The organism is Haloarcula sp. 1CSR25-25, from assembly GCF_032027985.1.
Taxonomy (GTDB): Archaea; Halobacteriota; Halobacteria; order Halobacteriales; family Haloarculaceae; genus Haloarcula.
On the sequence record NZ_JAHYBW010000005.1, the window covers coordinates 13,186 to 30,779 of the forward strand.

The window sequence follows — 17,594 nt, forward strand, 5'->3', positions numbered from 1 at the left end:
CGGACACAAGTCACTGACGAACTAGATACCCCCCTCGAGACGTTCGATCTCATCCAGATCGGTAAATGGAACACTGACAGTACGAATTATTCACTCGCCGAGTTCACAGACGCCTAAACCACGGGTTGATGTCGGGGTGCGATCGTCCGAGCATATTTATCTCGGTATTTTCAAAGGGGAATTGAAGTGAGACCAATAAGAGTTCTCCGCAAGCCAGACCTTCTATACGCGTCGCGACTGAACCATCATGTATGCAGCTCGACGAATTGAATGCAGAGATTAGGGAATTCTGTGATCGACGCGAGTGGGGGCAGTATCACACACCCAAGGAACTCGCAATCGGGATCACCACGGAATCCAGTGAACTTCTCGAACGGTTCCGGTTCAAGAACAAACAGGAACAGATCGCACTTATAGACGAGCCCCGTAGTCGTGAAATAATCGAGGATGAGATGGCTGATGTGCTGTTTTTTCTCCTCCGATTCGCGGATCTGTACGACATCGATCTCGAAACGGCGCTGGAAAACAAGTTAGAGAAGAATAGAGCCCAATATCCGGAAGACGAATATAAGGGACGGAATAAAAAGCACGACGAATAACGTCGATGCTCGTCTACGAAAATACCAAGGCTGGATTTCTCGACGACGTCCTTGAGGATCAACTCGTTCCAGAGATCAAACGTGGCTACGAATCTCAGGGGCTGGGAATGGGGAGCACCAGTGAAGTCCGCTCTTGGAAGAACTCTTTCCAGTATGTGTTCAAGGTACTCAGTGGGAGCGATGTGCCACCAGATGCTGGCGTAGCCATCGAGTTCAAAATTCCACTGACGTCACGGCGGATCGACTTTCTGATCTCCGGCTACGACGAGGACGACACGGCCAAGGTCGTCGTCATCGAGCTGAAACAGTGGAGCGGCCCAGAGACCGAAGCAGTCGAAGGGAAAGACGGCATCGTCAAGACACCGCTTGGAGGTGGCCTTCGGGAGACGACACATCCCAGTTACCAAGCAACCTCGTACGCCCAGTTGCTCCGGGATTTCAACACCACGATCCAGGAGAAACCCATCGAGTTGTCGCCGGTCGCCTATTTGCACAACTTCGAGCCACAGTACCGGAACCGCCTCGACAACGACCAGTACGACCCCTACACCGAACAGGCGCCGCTGTATTTACGGGGTGACGCCAAGAAACTGCGATCCTTCCTCGAATCCCAGATTCGGATTGGCGACGACAAGGCCCACCTCTACGAAATGAACGATGGGGAAATCAAGCCAGCCAAATCGCTCCAAGACACCTTACTGGGGATGCTCGAAGATCAAGACGAGTTCACGCTGATCGACTCCCAGAAAGTGGTCTTCGAGCGCGCCGTCGAACTGGCACAGCGCTCTCAGCAGGACGGCCAGAAACGCGTACTCCTCGTTGAGGGTGGGCCTGGCACTGGCAAGACGGTGGTCGCGATCAACATCTTGGCCGAACTCATCAGCAACGACCTATTTGCCCAGTACGTCTCGAAAAACCGCGCCCCGCGCGAAGTCTACAAGGAGAAGCTCCGGGGAGACAAGCTGGTCAAGGAGATCGAGCATCTGTTCACTGGCGCCGGTAGTTACGTTGAGACCGAGGCCGATACGTTCCCGGCACTGATTGCCGACGAAGCCCACCGGCTGAACGAGGAGTCGACCTTCTTCGGGCGTGGAGAGAACCAGATCATGGAGATCATCAACGCTGCAACCTGCAGTGTGTTCTTCATCGACGAGAGTCAGCGCGTCCACATCGACGACATAGGGTCGAAGGAGGAGATTGAGCGACACGCCCGGAATATGGACGCCGAAATCGAGCACATGACCCTCGAATCACAATTCCGCTGTAACGGTTCGAAGGGGTATCTCGCGTGGGTCGACGACGTCCTCGAGATCCGTGAGACGGCTAACGCCGACGGGTTTGAACTCGACTTCGACCTGCGCCTGTTCGACGATCCGGAGACCCTCCACAAGGCGATTGCACAGCGCAACGAGGAGACCCGTCTCTCGCGGGTCGTGGCTGGCTACTGCTGGGAGTGGGACAAAGAGGGCCGAAGCGATCCCGACGCCGTCGATATCACAATCGGCGACTACGAGCGCAGCTGGAACCTCGACGTGAGCGAGCCCTGGGCCATCGCGGAGGGGTCGATTGACGAAGTTGGCTGTATCCACACCTGCCAGGGACTGGAGTTCGACTATATGGGCGTCATCATCGGCGAAGATCTCAAGTACAGGGACGGAGAAATCGTAGTCGACCACGAGGCCCGCGCAAGTAGCGATCGGTCGCTGTTCGGCATCAAAAAGATGTTCGACGAAGAACCTGAGCGAGCAGCCGATTTAGCCGAAGAACTGATCAAGAACACGTACCGCACGCTCATGACACGCGGGATGAAGGGGTGTTACCTGTACTGCTGTGACGACCAGTTACAGGAGTATCTGCGGACTCGAATCAGAGCTGTCAGTACTGGGTCGGAGTGATGTTCCGGTTCGACCTCAGTATTATCCGAATGGTCTCCTTCTCAGGCTGACTCAGCCAGTTCCGAATATGCGTCTTCCAGGGAGCCTTCTAACTGCCAATTTGCCCGCTCGAAGGCCTCGTCGGTCGGCCCGTCCCACCGGGGGAATGCGGAGTGGCCGCTCACCTTGACGGTCCACTCAGCAGGCTTGTCGATTGGGTTCTCTGTCGGTAGTTCGACGACGTAGATATACTCCTCGTCACCGTGGATGCCGTCTGCTGGATTCTCGACGCCGTGGCCCAGCAGGAACAGTGGCTGGTCAAGATGCACCATCTTGGCTGGATCGAGGAGGTCCACTGGCTGGGCTGCGTCAATCGTTCGCTCTGGCTTGCCATCCAGATACAGTCTCATCGTCGAGAGTTTGCCGAGGAACACGAATGTTGCCGCCGTGTATCCTGGTCCGCGCTCGGCGCGGGTCGCATCGAGGAGTTCCTTCAGTTGAACGAGATCCCGAAGCACGCTCTCCGGGTAGCCGTCCGAATGCCGGTACACCTGCGCGACTCGTTCGACGTTACCTTCTGTTTTGTCGGCCTGTTCGACTCGTTGGACGAATCGGAGTTGGCTACGTGTCGACATCGATACTCTCCGGCGCGTGTGCGCCGGCACCTATCGCCGGCGCAAAAAACACCACACGTAGTCGCTGCGGGATAGAACCCTCCTACGCTAGATGCGACACCTCTTCTGGCTCCTCGACGTCATCGAACTCGCCACGTTCGACCGGCTCCCACTCCCCGTCCGGCTTCGGGCTCCACCAGTCAATCTCGTAGCCGTCCCGCGTGCCGAAGATCTTCACCCGTGCCAATCCATCGGGCAGATCACGACGGAACTTCTCGTCGATATGAAAGTTCCAGGTTGTGTCGGTGTCGAAGCAAGCGAGGATGGCCTCTTCGTAGCCCCGTGTCTCTTGGGACTCTTGGAGGATGACCTGCGTGTTACAGTTCTTGCAGAACACCCCCTCAAACGGGATGGGGCTGAAGACCTCGTGTCCACAGACTGGACACCAGAGGAACTCGAACAGTGCTTCACTATGACGATCAAGTACTTCCAGACTCATTGCTGAACCTGGCCCGCTCGGGACGGGCCATACATTGTGGCCCACAAATAAACCACACCGGTGGGACGATCCCGTCCTCACCGTTCGGCGCCGTAGACGGCTTTCGACGGCGACTCGTAGACACACTCAGGGCAGTCGAACCATCGCTGTACCGTTGAGCCATCGGCAGCCTTCTGCCCGATGACGACGTTGTTGGTCAGGCAATTCAACAAATAATACCTGAATACAGCACTGCGTATCCTGTTAGTCAAGTAGAGCCAATTTCCCTGCATTACGCCATTTCTCTCGTCCTGATCAAATGTAACGAATTGACGTCCACCTTGGGATTAGGCTCCTCCACGCTGGACGATGGTCCACGGGAGTGATTTACGGGTTTGTGCGCTGTTCTTTGGAATTTGTCCCGATCTCAGGGGCGTCTATGGTCGAACGCCACTCGTGATTGTCCCACTGGAACCGCACGGGCCGCGCCATCGGCCTGACTTGGTGGTCAGTATTCCGGCGTAGGAACGTCTCTGCGGCAGTGAGATCGGCGTGTCCCTCAAACCCGCAGGGACAGGTCAGCGTCTCTCGATGCCGAACCGTCTCGTCTTGCTCCCCACACTCCGGACACGTCTGACTCGTCCATGCCTCGGTCTTCTCCTCCACCTCGATCCCATATTCCTCACAAACGGACCGCAGCTGGTCGGTGAACTGTTTGAACGCCCAGAAGTGCTTCAGCTTCTCGTTGATTTCAGGGGACGGTTGGGTTTCGATGATGCCGGTGAGCTCGCCGATGTACATCGTTGCGATCCCTTCGTCGTGCAATCGCTCGACGAGGTCACGGATGAGGGCCTTCTGGGCGTGGGTCCGTCGGCGAGAGCGTTTTCGGTAAAGCCGGCGAATTCGCTGGCTCGTGTCCTGCTCTGGCGGTAACTTGGAGGATAGGCGCGCAATCTCTTTGGTCGTCGATCGGAACTGTTCGAACAGCTCTTCACCGTCGTAGAGGTACTGAGCCCCCACCGTGGTCGTACACGCAACGAGGTTGTTAGCACCCAGATCGAGGGCGGCTTCTTCGGAAGCCAGCGGTGAGTCCAGTTTCGATTCATCGACTGAGACTGGTTGATATGCCCGGTAGGTGTCTTCAACCTCGTCGTATTGGATTTCCAGCCGGCCCTGTTTGCCGGACCACTTCGGCTCGCCACGCACCTCCAACCGGAGCCGTTCGTAGTACCCCAGTCCATACCCCTCTTTGAGGTCCTGGCCGACCGGAATCTCTACCCGTGAGTACTCGCTCCACTGGATCTCGTACGAGTCATTCCGTACGAACAGCCGGAGATCCCGGCCATCCTCTTGATTCCCCCAGTAGCCGGGTGGGGACGCGTCTTCACCGCTTTCCAACTGTGCGAAAAACGACTTCCAGGCCGCGTTGTTCTTTCGTGTCACCGTCTGGACGCCGGCAGCGCCGAGTTGGCCTTTGTATTGTTCGCGAAACTCATCGGTCTCCCAGATGTTCTCGTCATCGAAGAACCGCTGGCGGCGGGCATAGGTCAACTCGTTCCAGAAGCTCGCGGTCGCGTTCATAACTTCCTGCAGAAGGGCCTCGTCTGCTTCCGAGAGTGGGCGCACCTCGAAGGTGTTGGTCCGCTTCATCGCTGGCTTACTTCCTGCTGGTCGGGTTGCTCCCACCGGTGAGGGGATGTACCAAGCCGTTCGATTTCGGCAGTCTGTTCGCGGAGGATACCGACGAGAATCTGCTCTGGAACGCCTGCCTGTGCCTGCACGACCAACAGACTCTGGAGTTCCTCACGGGCGTCCTCGGCGGCTTCGAGATTGTCATCACCCATCGATGCACTCCCGGGTATCCCCGGCTTGATATTTGAATGTTCGCAGCGGGATTCTGCATTTGGAGTTCCTTCGACTCCGATCGAAAGCGGCGTTAGCGTGTGGATCAGCGCCAACGAGTTGACTGAACACTGCCTTTCCTGCAGCCAATGCTTCGTCTTCTGTCGATGCCTCTACCAGCGCGTAAATCACCATATGCATTTTCAACACCTCAAAACGCCGACGACTGGGTAGGGGGCGTGTCCGCCCCAACTCCGCCGGCACCCATCACGGCGGAAAAACCATACCCGAGGTTGTGGCTGCGCGCGCAGCGAAGCGAGCACGGAGCGGAGGGTGGGGTGGCGGGGTCTGGGCCGGTCCGGCAGATAATAAAAAAGAGACGTGTTAGCTCGTTATTCCCACCACCGACCGCGTTCGGGGAAATGGATGGATGACCAGCCGGTGACGGCCAGCGAGGCGCGTCCCTCGTACCAGCTCACCGAGGCCCCGTGGATACGCACCGTATCGCCTTCCTCGATCCAGGGAGCTTCCGAGGCCTTCCAGATGGTCACACGCGTTCTGCCGCTCTCATCCTCGAGTAGCCCGACGTTCTGTATTTTGGGGCTTGAGGGATCCCACAACTGTGCGACCCGGCCTTCGACGCTCACCTCGCCGCGATTGACCTCTCCGATCTTCTCAATGGGGATGACCGTCCCGGCCGCCTGATCCAGTTCGTCGTAGACATCGACGACTGCGTCCGTCATTCCACGGCCGTCTGCAACCCGCTCGGCCAGCCGACGACTGATCGCCGCCCGCGTCCAGCCATCGAGTTGCTCTTCCAACCGCGCGGCCTGCCTGTTGACCGTTGCGAGGTCTGACTGCGAGAGCAGCTCTCGGGGATCGTCCTTCGCTGGATCCCGCCATCGGTCCACGCTCGCGGCCCGTTCGTCGAACCGCTCTCGTGCCTGCTGCCTCGCCTCCTGCACTGCCTGTCGCGACCCGGCTTCCCGCGTTTCAATCTGCTCGCCAACTCGGCCCCGAGTTCGTGCGATTTCGATGTCCCGCGCCATCGCTTCCTCTTCCTGTTCCAGGGTCATGCTCGCCCGGCAACTGTCCGGGTGATTCGTATCGACCTTTCCCTGGATCTCCTGTTGGACTGACCGCCGCAGTTCGGGTGTCTCGTCGACGACCCACCCGCGCTTCTCGTCTGTTCGCTTCTGTGCGACCGTACGCTTATCACGAATGATCTTCTTACCTGACATTGGAATCTCTCCTGATTCCGAAGGCGCTCACGCGCCGACACCGCGATGTCCCAGCATCGCGGTTTTCACGACGACAACTGCCCGACAGTCCCGACTGCGCTCTCGCTCGCGCCTTCGCGAGCGCCCCAGTGGGCGCGAGCGAGAGCGCTTTCGTGGGATGCATACACCAGCCCCGCGCGCCGGCACGCCGCCCGGAGCGAGCGGCCAGCGGGATTAGCTTGCTCGTGTCCGGCCCGGAGGGCGGGTACGTGTCCAGTGTGACTGTCGACGAGCACTCGCGCCGCCGGGTGGCGCGAGGGCGCAGTCGGCACCAAACACTGGAACGCGAAAGCCAGCGAGGGGCGCAACCGACAAGCTAACCCGCTGGCGTCGAAGGCACATACATTTTAGCCCGGAACGGACGCTCGCGGTGCGGAGAGCGTCCGCACGCCCGGAATGGTCAGTCGCGAGCGTGGCGAGAGCGACCGTCGCGAGCGGGGAGGCACGACCCGCGAGCAGGGAGCGACTCGCTGCGAACGGGGAACGCAGTGACCCGTGAGCACGCGGAGGGCGGCAGGGCGAGCGGGGCGAGCCATAGACGAGTCAGTTACACGATCCTCACAGATGTGGCTGTTCAAACGGGCAGGACTGATTGCTGAGATTGCGTCTAAAACGGCTGTTGGGGATGGCGAAATTATCGATAGCTAAAGTCTGATTGAAACTATGGTATATCTACTCGGGAAAGCTACCATATTTACACTTCGGGCGCAGTTTCCGTTGTGCTCAGCTCGTTATCCAGCCGATTGAGTCGTTATACTGCCGTAGATACGCCGGTGCGACATTTCCATCCAGCTGTGGAACTGACTCACCAGCCCGGTCTATGATTGTCTGTTTCAGCAGGTCACTGTCTGTCTCGAAGTCGGGATTGACGTGCAGCTGATAGTTGTGGTCGATGGTGAATAGTTCGCGATCGAAGGCTGCGTGGTGAATTTTGCTGAGTGGGAGGACGTTAGTAGGATCCGCCCGGTGCTGCGGATAGTCGCTCCAGGGCAAGACGTGGGCAACATCCAGCAGCCCGCGGTGGTCAACGCCGGATATCGGACAGGCCACATCGTACTGGACGAGTACTGTCTCCCGGAACTCCGGGTCAACTGCCCGGGCCTGCACCGTCGTTTCGTAGGTCGTTGCAGTCGAAGAATCTGTGGTTGATACGCCGGCCTGTGGGTCAGATCCGGCCCACTTTTCGACTGCAGTCTCCACGAACCGGCGTCCCTCATCCGTGAGTGCGTACTGCTGGCCGTCCCTGTGGACGAGCCCGAGACTCCGGAGCCAGTTCGCCCGCTGTTTGGCCATGTCCGTGTTGGCTGGATCCCAGCCCAGGTTTGCATGTGTCTCGAGTTGTTGACGCCCGATTTCTTCGATTGTCATCGGGGCAGGCACGAGCGAGTACAGCAGGCTCCGGAGGCCGACGTTCCGTCGACACATGATTTCGAGAAGCGTTTCGGTCGTTTGCTCCGCGACGTAGGTGGTGCCCTCCGGCCCGAGTCGCCAGTGGTGGCCGTCCTGCTGGATAAAGCCGACATCTTCGAGATAGTCGATTCGGCGCTGTATTGAGTCCCGGCTCGAGACTCGTTCGAAGTGGCCCCGGTGCCAGCCGATGAGTTCATCGGGTGTGGGCTGCTGGTCAGCGACGTACTCGAGGATTTCATCGAGCGTCTTGACGTAACTCGTCGCGCCGCCGAACATCGGGACGATACTCCGGAGCCGATCAGGTGGCATCCCTGGGTGGTATTCTGGAGGTCAGTACATGATCTTTGGGACTGCGCGGTTGGATTAATAGACGGAGTCTCTGCTGGCTGTCGGATTGAGAGGGTCCCTTGGCGTTGGTACTGTGTATTGCCGTTCCAGCGTTATCGTGCAGGCTACATGCCGAGTTCTTGACTGGGCTCTCATGGTTTCGAAGGCGATACGCTATGATCGTCCTGGAAGATTGTGGTCACGCACTCGGTGACTGGTGAGTCTCTACCTGCAGGTATGGTCGAGGTTGAGGGGTAGACGTTTTAGACCCAACGCGTATATGTAATTGGTAAGTAAACGACCGTAGATGCATAAAGGACGGCTGCTCGTTATCGGTGTCAGCCTCGTGGCGTTTGCGAGCGGCGTAACCGATCTCTGGAACGGAAACATCAGCCAGGGCGTGTTCGCGGTTGGCCTGTGTCTCGCACTCGGGTACTCGTTGAAGATCTCGACGGCCGAGGACCCGGTCGCTGGTGGGATCGTGTTCGTCGTGCTCCTCGTGGTACTGGGCGGCATTGTCGGCGCTATCGGCCTTGTGCCTCCACTGGACACCGGCGACGTCCTCGGATCTGACGACACAGAAACGAGTCCGACACCTGAACCGAGTGCTCTCAAGACAGACACCAGTGCTAAGTCGTCCGGATACAGCGGTGACTACGATTGCGATGATTTCTCCTCACAGTCGGCTGCCCAGGACGTGTACGAGGAGTCTGGTGGTGCCCATGGGCTAGACGGCGATGATGATGGGAAAGCGTGTGAGCATCTGCCCTGAAATCGAGCAGCGCACACGACTAGAAAGCGATTTACAACGAACACGCAACGTCTTTTGAGCGGTACAATGGCCCGTCAACTAGCTTTCAATCACATCTGTCGCTACCTGCACACCCGAATCGGGCGGGACTGAAAGGGGCCGGTCGCTCCGGGACGACGGGCGAAGCAAGCACCGACTGGCGCGCAGCGAGTGTACGGCGCCCCGCGCCGCAACCACTCGAACGGTGAGCGAAGCGAGCCCTGAGAGCCCCTCGACTGGAGCGACCGGGGGCGTTCTCAAGCAATACGACCGTTCTCCCACAGATTTATACTAAATTATACATATGAAAATTGTAATGGCAGTAGAGAACAATTTACCGGTCCCGGTCGAGGAGACCCGGCAGTACATTCGGATCACGCCGACGGACGAACCAGTTGATCCGGACACCGTCGAGGCGCAGTTCGAACGCCTCCACCAGCTGGACTCCCGCGACACTGCCACTGGTCTCCTGGACCGATTCACCGAGTCCCCGCCAACGATTGAAACGTACCTCGTCGCACCGCCGGAAGACACCCAGACGATCCAGTACTACGTGGGCGTCGACGCCGACGACCTCCACCAGCCACTTGAGCGTATCCTCCGGACACTGTTCCCGGACAGCTACGAGTTCAGAACTGTCCAGTGGGCACCGACACTCCTCCCTGAACAGCCTGCAGCCGGCGTGGAATTCGAGGGGCGACCCGATCGTCGCAGGGACTGGCAAACCCGGCTCACGCCGTTACGCGAGTTCCGGAACGACGGCGAGCACGTCCGCACGCCACTGGCCAGTGTTGTCGAGGCGATGGCCGCCACCGACGGACCGGCACTCCTGCAGGTACTCATCCAACCGAAGGCAGACTGGTCGACCGACAGAGACCTCCAGCGACGAGAACTCGAAGCGGGGCGGGAATCGTGGGCCGGCCAGGTTATCACCGCACTGATCGCCCCGGCCGAGCCGACCCACACCGACACGCCGATCCCCATCGAGGATCGAGCACGCCTTGACGAACTCGCCGAGCGCGACCCCCGACGGTCCTTCGAGGTCAACGTCCGTGCCGTCCTGTGCGACGACGTCGATCAACACGTCGCCGACGACCTCGCAACGGCCTTCGCCGAGGTGAGTCACAGCTGTTACGAGATTACCGGCACCGTCTGTACAGGCACGGATGCAGCCGACCTCCGAACCCGGATCTGTGACCGGATGTTCCGGCCCGCTGACTACGACCGACTGCAACACCGCCTTCCGTTCACCCGCCCGTCCAGTCCGGGGATCGTTGCCGACGCGAGTGAACTCGGGGGCCTCTGTCTCCTGGACGGCAGCGCACTCACGACTGCAGCCAGACGCGCCCTTGCGACGACACCCGGTGAACGACGCATGCTCCCACCGCCGCCATCGTCACATCTCACTCCGTTTCACGACGATGGCCTCCCACTTGGCCGTCCGCTTTCACAGGACGGCACGGCCCAGGACGACGCGGTGTCGCTCCCGCCATCACTCCAGTCGCTGCACGTCGCATGGTTTGGCAAAACTGGGTCAGGCAAGTCGACGAGCCTCACGAACGGGGTTGTCGCGAATCACGGGGCCACGGACGGGGCTGACATCGTGTTCCTGCCGAAAGGCGGTGGGATGGCCACCGAGTATATGCGCGCCCACTACGCCACGTACGGAGACCTCGATGATGTCCTCTACTTCGACTGTGCCACACTGTTGCCCGCGCTTTCGTTTTTCGACATCCGCAAGGACCTCGCGGCTGGCGTCTCCCGGACCACCGCTGTCGAGGACAAAGCCGACCACTACCTCGAACTGCTGGTGGGCATCATGGGTCGTGACCGGTTCGAACAGGCCGTCCGCTCGCCGGATATCATCCGCTATCTGGTGAAGGCACTGTTCGACCCGGTCAACGGCGACGACGCCTTCCAACATCGCGACCTGCATATGGCCGCCCAGGAGATGCACGACCGCCAATCCGCTCCAGCCGTTGCCGACGAGGACCTCGAACGACTCCTTTCCGGCGTCGTCGCCAACAGCGCCCGCTCGTTCGATGAGATCATGCAGGGGGTCGCCAACCGGATCGAGAAGATCCCCGTCGACCGACGACTGGCCCGCATGTTCAATCACGTCCCAGAGGATGACGACCGCCACTTCGATTTCGGCGAGTTCCTCGATGAGGACGTCGTCATCATAATCGACACCGGCCGCGTTCGGACAGATACCCAACGTGTCATGACGCTTGTCTTACTCTCGAACCTCTGGTCTGCACTTCGCCGGCGCGCCCAGTCGACACCATCTACTGAATCGTATAATCTCGTTAATGTCTATCTGGAAGAGGCAGCGTCGATAGCGACCTCGGATATCTTACAGGACCTGCTCTCACAGTCGCGTGGGTTCGGCGTTGGAATCACGCTTGCGATGCAGTTTCCAGACCAGCTTCGGCGGATCGACGACGGCGTCTATCGGGAGTTGCTCAACAACGTCTCGACGTACGTCACCGGAAACGTTCCGACTGACGACCGGCTGGCCAGCCGGTTCACGACCGCGGATATGTCAGCAACAGAGATGGCGGATCAGCTCAAGTGGCTCCCCCGTGGTGAGTGGCTGGTCCAGCTGCCCGCCCCCTTTGACCACCCTGAACCACGTCCGTTTCAGGTGGAGTCACTGCCGCTGCCAGCCGGCGATCCAGACGGCCCCGGACCGACGATTCCGACCGAAGAGATCGAGCAGTTGATCGAGGACGTAGCCGAGCGGACGCATGCGACCGCTGGACTCACACTTCAGGCACCGAGTACTACAGACGAGACCGGCGACGACAGTGATCCGACCGACAATGGTGCGCCCGTGCGCGTCGATAGTGCCCTCCCGCACACGCGGCGCCTCCCGGAGACGGTCTCCTACGACCGTGAGAGTCATGCCCTGCACTGTCAGCGGTGTGGAAACCGGTACGATCCGTCTATCGACGGGATGCGACGCGCGATCGCCTGTTGTGGCTCCCTTGCCGATATCAATCCGGATGACGTCCCGATCTGTACGCTGAATCTGAAGCGCTCCGCCGACGAACGTGCCGATAGCGAGTGGTCGACGTCACAGCTGTGTTTCCTCCAGGCCGTCTACAACGCCCAGCAACTCCGGTATGAGCCGCTCGAATACGATCTCCTGTCCGACTCGATGCTCCGACTCCAGGAGTATGTCGGCATCGAGAGCGACGCCGTCCAGGACCTGTGTGATGCCGACGTCCTGCGTCACGATACGGACCGCCCGCATCGACTGTACTCGGTGACACCCGCAGGGAGGGACGCTATCGGGGAGTCATACCGTCGTGGCGTCGATTATGGCCACGAGTGTGGCGACCTCGAGGAATCGAGTGAACACGTCCTTGCCGTGGAGGCGGCCCGGCTGTATCTCGAACACCAGTACGTCGCCGACCCGGCGTCACCGGTGTCCCAGGTCGTCCCCTACTACGAGATCCAGGACGGCTCGCTCCCAGCCGCGACGTTCATGGGGACGGACCAGGAGGCTGTTGAGGCGGTCTCGGAGTCCTATTCCCTGCATCGCCTCGATCTCGTCGGGCTGGATTCCGACGGCGAGGTCCGTGTCACTGTTGAAGCCGAGCGCGTCAACAACGACCTCGGACGCGCTGTCCCCGCCGATTTTGACAAGATGGCTGCGTGTGATCCCGATGAGGCCATCTGGGTCGCGATGTCTCACGACGACGCCCACGAGATCCTCGCTGCGCTGAATGATCCGCTGGAGGGGGATCCACGTGTCGAGAAAACGTATTCGGAAAGTACACCTGCGAGTTCCTTCTCCATCGACGAACCCGGGTTCACGGATATTCTCACTGTCAATCAACTGCTTGACCGCATCGACCGCCCGGATCCACGCGATATGCAAAGCTAGTCTGAGTCGATTGAGACTGCCAAACCGGGCGAACATCGTCCTTTGTCGATTTCCGGGTATCCAACCCAGGGCACCAGCCCCGCAACAAGGTGTGTGACCGCTGTCGAGCCTGGCTAGATGCGTGGGGAATCCAGTCGGCGAATGCCGTGGCTCACTGGCCAACGCGGCTCTATTCGCGGGACAGCGCCCTGCTCGAAGCGGGTCCGGAAACGCCGTGACACGCGAATATTATTCCCTCGGTTTGATAGTTCGGGCGGGCAGAGATTTCCAACCTTAGTTGCTGTCTGGTGATTCGACCTAAGGTTGGAACTAGTTGCGATCGTGAGGTGTGGCGTCGCTGCCATATCTGTTTCCCACGGAGCGCCCCGCTCGCCTGGCTTTTGCTCGTGTTTCGCCCGCCTGCCCGTTCGGTGTGCGTGTCGGTGGGCATCTAGGGACTGTTCGACCCGCTTTGCTCTATTCTACCGGCCGATTTCACCTGGGTTAATTCGAGCAGGCCTGCAATCCAACCAGAAGATACCTCTCAGGGCTGGTGCCATTCAATCAGGTCGTGGCCTCCCGTGAGTATCGTACCGGTTACCAAAGTCGTACGCAGTGACCTCGCATGAACGTCAGACTGGCCGGTATCTTTGAGCGGCGCTCGGCCAGGGACTCTTGATCAGGAGGCAGCTGAATCTGGGTTAGTAGTGTTATCTAGGCCGGGAATCATCGGAACATCTCACCCCGATCCAAAGAGATAGCCGATATAGAAATACTGATTACTCCATACGAAACAAAGGTATGTACGGCTGACATTTATACCAGAAGCCGGGAGCAGAGTACGGTGATGTTCCGAGGAAGAAGTTCTGATTCGTCACCGGAGAATTGTAGTGTTACTGAACTATGCAACGGTGGGTTTACTGGGGACACTGAGGTGGTGACAACAACTGGTCTGTGCCCCATCTCGGAATTGGACACTACAGACTACGTTCTGGCCCTGAACCCAACGACGAACGTTGTCAAGCCAAAAGCGGTCGTCGATATAATGCCGCTCAATCCTGCTGATGAAATAGTTAGTATCGAAACACGCCGCTCAAACTTCCGTATAATGCCAAATCATCGTATTCCTTATACAACGAAGCAAATTTCGTATCCACGATTCGTTCGAGCCCGGGAGCTACCTGAACGAATCAACTATCGGTTCCTCAATGAGTGGCGGCCCCGGCCGGGCACACGCCTCCCGCAGATTGATATCACCGACGTAATCACGGACTTTGAGGCGCGTGCCGAATTCGGCTGCCATGGTCATACTGTGAGACGGATTCTTCCAGATGGCTGTGAACCCTGTCGAACAAATAGTCACTACGGCTACTTTTTTGATGCTGAGACGTTCAAAACATACCAGAACGAACTGGAAGCTCTGGCCGAACGCGTGACAGTCCATGCCGGGCGAAATCACTGGCACCGACCCTACCGGTTTGACGGCGACGATTTCATCGAATTTCTTGGCTGGTTCATCACCGAAGGATCCGTTACATGGAAAGAGGATTCCGAGTCGGCGGTCGTCCAGATCGCTCAAGAGACTCCGAAGTATCGGACCCGAATTGCAAGCCTCCTGAATCGAATGGATATCTCGGTTGATACACAGGACCGGTCCTTTAGCTTTGGCTCGGTGATTTTCGCTCGGTTATTGAACCACCTCTGTGGCTCCGGCTCGAGAGACATGCATCTGCCCGACTTCATCTGGGCGTGCAGTGCTGCACAGAAAGAGCTCCTTCTCCAAACGTTGATCGACGGCGACGGACACGAGTCTGTGAAATACTACACTGCCAGCAAACAGTTGGCAGAGGAGATAATGCGGTTGCAAGTCGAACTCGGAATGAAACCACGGTACGGACGGAACGGAGATGTCTGGCGACTTTCTCTCTCGACCATCCGAGATGGTTTCAAATCGTCTCGCAATGTCTCGTTCATTCAGGTTACCGAACCGATGTACCAGCTGACGATCGAGGATTTCAGTCTCATCATGGCTGGTCGAAACCGGACGTTCCAGTGGATCGGTGTCAGTAACGTCTCATAGAGCTATCTTCTGAGTGCAAATCTAATCCTACGGCCTTGTTGAAACCCTCTGGTACTGATAGGAATTCGTCGTGAATAGAGAGAGTGTAGTAAGCACGGCAATTCTAGCTTTTGTAGCGATTCGGCCCTGTTGAAACCCTTGGTCGCTGATAGTTCGTTGAGGCCGTGCTGACTCGATGGAAACGCTGCTATCCCTGGAGAGCGTGAGGTAAGCATGGGACGCAAGAGACCGACCTGTATTCAGTGCCTTAGAGCACGTCGTGCTGACTGGTCCATGCGCGAAAGAAGCCGAATCATGGGCGCTACAGCCCCGGGGGGAATAATCGTCCTGTGTAGTGTTATCTATTACCATGTTTGGTGAACATCATCGGGGCATCTCGCCAGCAGCATCTGACCAATAAACGCTGCGTATGCAGCAGGGGCTTAATTACTCGCCAAAATCCGCAGTATCATCCAGTTCTGAAACGCCTGAAGCTGCACTAGAGATACGTTTATTGGACTTCCAAGTTATTCGTTAGCATGGAACAGACCCGATTCACTCCCGATCTTGACTTAGACGGGGTTTCCGCGGACGAGGCCTTCGCCGTATTGGGAAATGAAATTCGATTAGAGGTCATCCGGGTTCTCTGGCGTGCGGACGCTGCTCACGAATACGATGATGGATCAGATATCGCCGAGGCGATCTCCTATTCCGAGTTGCAGAAAAAGGTGGGCATTGAGGATAACGGAAAGTTCAACTACCATCTTTCACAGCTCGCGCCACATTTCGTTCGACGAACTAACGACGGATACCGGTTAAGCGGTGCGGGCAAACAAATTGCCAGAACGGTAATAGCTGTTTCCGGAACAGACCAACTCGACTTCTCTACGGAGATCGAAGACGATTGTCCGCTATGCGGAGCACACATAGAGGCTACCTATGAGGATCAGTGGCTTCGAATCAAGTGTACTGAGTGTGACGGGCTGTTCGGTGACCAAGCACCCAAGGGGACGCTCTTCCTCACGAGTTATCCGGCCGCTGGACTGACGAACCGTAATCCTGACCAAGCTCTCGCAGCCGGCCTCTACCGGTGTGCGTTGGATATCACCTACATGATGTACGGTATTTGTCGAGAGTGTGCTGGCCACATCTCGTCGTCAGTAACGGTTTGCGAGGCGCACGAAAGTCATGGGGACAGACCATGCGCCACCTGTGGGACCCCGTTCTCGGTGTGGGCAGACATGCGGTGTGATACCTGCGGGTTCGCCAAGCGGTTGCCGGCCGAAATGTTTGCCACTGGTCTGGCCATGGCGACCGGATTGATAGACAATCAAGAACTGGATATCCACTCCCCCTCGTTTGAAGAGGTCGTCAACTTGCTCCAAAATAGTGTCGAGACCACTGTTTCGAAGAATCCACTTCGTGTCTCGATCACTATCAAGGCCGAGACGAGTACGTTCACTATCACGCTGGACGACGAGATGAACATCCTCGATATCGACCGAAGGCTTCGATCTGAGACCCCTACCTAGTACTCAGGATTTGAGTCGATTGGGCTAGAGAAATATTATTCTCCTAACACATAAGTTCACTCTCGCATATAGAATTATTTGCCAGTAGCGGAGCAAGACCCAAGCGATGTGGCGTCCGTCTCGTGGAAGGACGGAACAGAGATATCGAGACCTCGGTTGGATGCCGCAGGAGGCGACCAATGATACCACCAAGCAACACGAACCCACACATCGACCGTTTCTGGTTGGGAGCGATAACATGACTGCCACGGAGCAAAGCAAGCAGGATCGTTTTCTGGATTGGGGAGGTTTCCCTGGTCGATGGGAGATCACGGGATCGACCGAGGAGACGAACGGCGAGCTGTTAGAAATGCGATTTGAAATCGAATCAGTCCCCGAGGACGGCCCGTTTGTCCACACTCATCCTCACGCCGCGGAGAGCTATGAAGTACTCTCTGGCGTTCTGGAAGTATACGAGGATGGTGAGTGGATGGACGTGCCCGCAGGCGAGAAACACACCGTCCCTCCTGATACCCCACATACGTTCAGGAACAAGACACCCGTCGAGATCATTAATATCCACGAGCCCGCGCTCCAGCACGAGGAGTTCTTCCGCAGGTTTCATCAACTCGTCGCGGAGCGGGGAGTGTCATTACCGCCAGGGGGCTTCAGTGATATCGTGTTGATAGCGATGCTGACGGTAGAACACGAAGAAGATATCCAAGCTGTGAGTCCCCCTCATTGGGTCTTTAAGATCCTGGCTGGCCTCGGCCGCGTGCTAGGATACCACCTTCCCGACTAATCAGTGACACTCTGTGTCAATTGACGAGTGGTTTTCTCAATCCCAACAGGAACTACTAGCAGTCTGTAGGTGTTGAGGTCGCACAACTGGACAGGGACTCCTACGGAAACGGCGTTCCACATTCAGCAACTACT

General features: G+C 57.9%; 14 protein-coding genes. 7 read left to right on the top strand and 7 right to left on the bottom strand.

Annotation, left to right across the window (positions count from 1 at the left end; translation table 11 throughout):
• Positions 1-251: 251 nt before the first annotated feature.
• The gene (locus tag KZ498_RS14600; protein WP_312619736.1) at positions 252-599 is read left to right on the top strand and encodes a nucleotide pyrophosphohydrolase; all 348 of its coding nucleotides are present in this window, start codon (positions 252-254) and stop codon (positions 597-599) included.
• Positions 600-604: 5 nt separating this feature from the next.
• Complete coding sequence (locus tag KZ498_RS14605) at positions 605-2,494, top strand: DUF2075 domain-containing protein (RefSeq protein WP_312619738.1); 1,890 nt, start codon at positions 605-607, stop codon at positions 2,492-2,494.
• A 41-nt stretch (positions 2,495-2,535) separates the two neighbouring features.
• Here KZ498_RS14605 and KZ498_RS14610 read toward each other — a convergent pair whose 3' ends face one another.
• The 7 genes from KZ498_RS14610 to KZ498_RS14640 form a co-directional block, all read right to left on the bottom strand.
• Entirely contained in the window at positions 2,536-3,108 is a 573-nt protein-coding gene (locus KZ498_RS14610) for a hypothetical protein (RefSeq protein ID WP_312619739.1), read from the bottom strand.
• Between the two features lie 82 nt (positions 3,109-3,190).
• Positions 3,191-3,586 (bottom strand): hypothetical protein, encoded by a 396-nt coding sequence (locus tag KZ498_RS14615; protein ID WP_312619740.1) that lies wholly within the window; start codon positions 3,584-3,586, stop codon positions 3,191-3,193.
• Positions 3,587-3,952: 366 nt separating this feature from the next.
• Positions 3,953-5,215 (bottom strand): transposase, encoded by a 1,263-nt coding sequence (locus KZ498_RS14620; protein WP_312619741.1) that lies wholly within the window; start codon positions 5,213-5,215, stop codon positions 3,953-3,955.
• Entirely contained in the window at positions 5,212-5,409 is a 198-nt protein-coding gene (locus KZ498_RS14625; RefSeq protein WP_312619743.1) for a hypothetical protein, read from the bottom strand. Before KZ498_RS14625 ends, KZ498_RS14620 begins: the two co-directional genes overlap by 4 nt.
• Before the next feature lie 390 nt (positions 5,410-5,799).
• Complete coding sequence (locus tag KZ498_RS14630; RefSeq protein ID WP_312619745.1) at positions 5,800-6,648, bottom strand: OB-fold nucleic acid binding domain-containing protein; 849 nt, start codon at positions 6,646-6,648, stop codon at positions 5,800-5,802.
• Between the two features lie 65 nt (positions 6,649-6,713).
• Positions 6,714-6,959: a hypothetical protein gene (locus KZ498_RS14635; RefSeq protein WP_312619746.1), complete on the bottom strand. Its 246-nt coding sequence runs from the start codon at positions 6,957-6,959 to the stop codon at positions 6,714-6,716.
• Positions 6,960-7,410: 451 nt separating this feature from the next.
• Positions 7,411-8,406 carry an HNH endonuclease gene (locus KZ498_RS14640; protein WP_312619747.1) on the bottom strand — a complete coding sequence of 332 codons (996 nt, stop codon included), beginning with the start codon at positions 8,404-8,406 and terminating at the stop codon, positions 7,411-7,413.
• Positions 8,407-8,731: 325 nt separating this feature from the next.
• On the opposite strand from KZ498_RS14640, the gene KZ498_RS14645 reads away from it, so the two are divergent.
• From KZ498_RS14645 to KZ498_RS14665, 5 genes are all read left to right on the top strand, one after another.
• The gene (locus KZ498_RS14645) at positions 8,732-9,196 is read left to right on the top strand and encodes an excalibur calcium-binding domain-containing protein (RefSeq protein ID WP_312619748.1); all 465 of its coding nucleotides are present in this window, start codon (positions 8,732-8,734) and stop codon (positions 9,194-9,196) included.
• Between the two features lie 334 nt (positions 9,197-9,530).
• Positions 9,531-13,109, top strand: coding sequence for a hypothetical protein (locus KZ498_RS14650; RefSeq protein WP_312619749.1), 3,579 nt, complete (start codon positions 9,531-9,533; stop codon positions 13,107-13,109).
• Between the two features lie 1,024 nt (positions 13,110-14,133).
• Positions 14,134-15,168 carry a hypothetical protein gene (locus KZ498_RS14655; protein ID WP_312619750.1) on the top strand — a complete coding sequence of 345 codons (1,035 nt, stop codon included), beginning with the start codon at positions 14,134-14,136 and terminating at the stop codon, positions 15,166-15,168.
• 518 nt (positions 15,169-15,686) lie between these two features.
• Positions 15,687-16,679 carry a hypothetical protein gene (locus KZ498_RS14660; protein WP_312619751.1) on the top strand — a complete coding sequence of 331 codons (993 nt, stop codon included), beginning with the start codon at positions 15,687-15,689 and terminating at the stop codon, positions 16,677-16,679.
• A 238-nt stretch (positions 16,680-16,917) separates the two neighbouring features.
• Positions 16,918-17,460 carry a cupin domain-containing protein gene (locus KZ498_RS14665; RefSeq protein ID WP_312619753.1) on the top strand — a complete coding sequence of 181 codons (543 nt, stop codon included), beginning with the start codon at positions 16,918-16,920 and terminating at the stop codon, positions 17,458-17,460.
• Positions 17,461-17,594 lie beyond the last annotated feature (134 nt).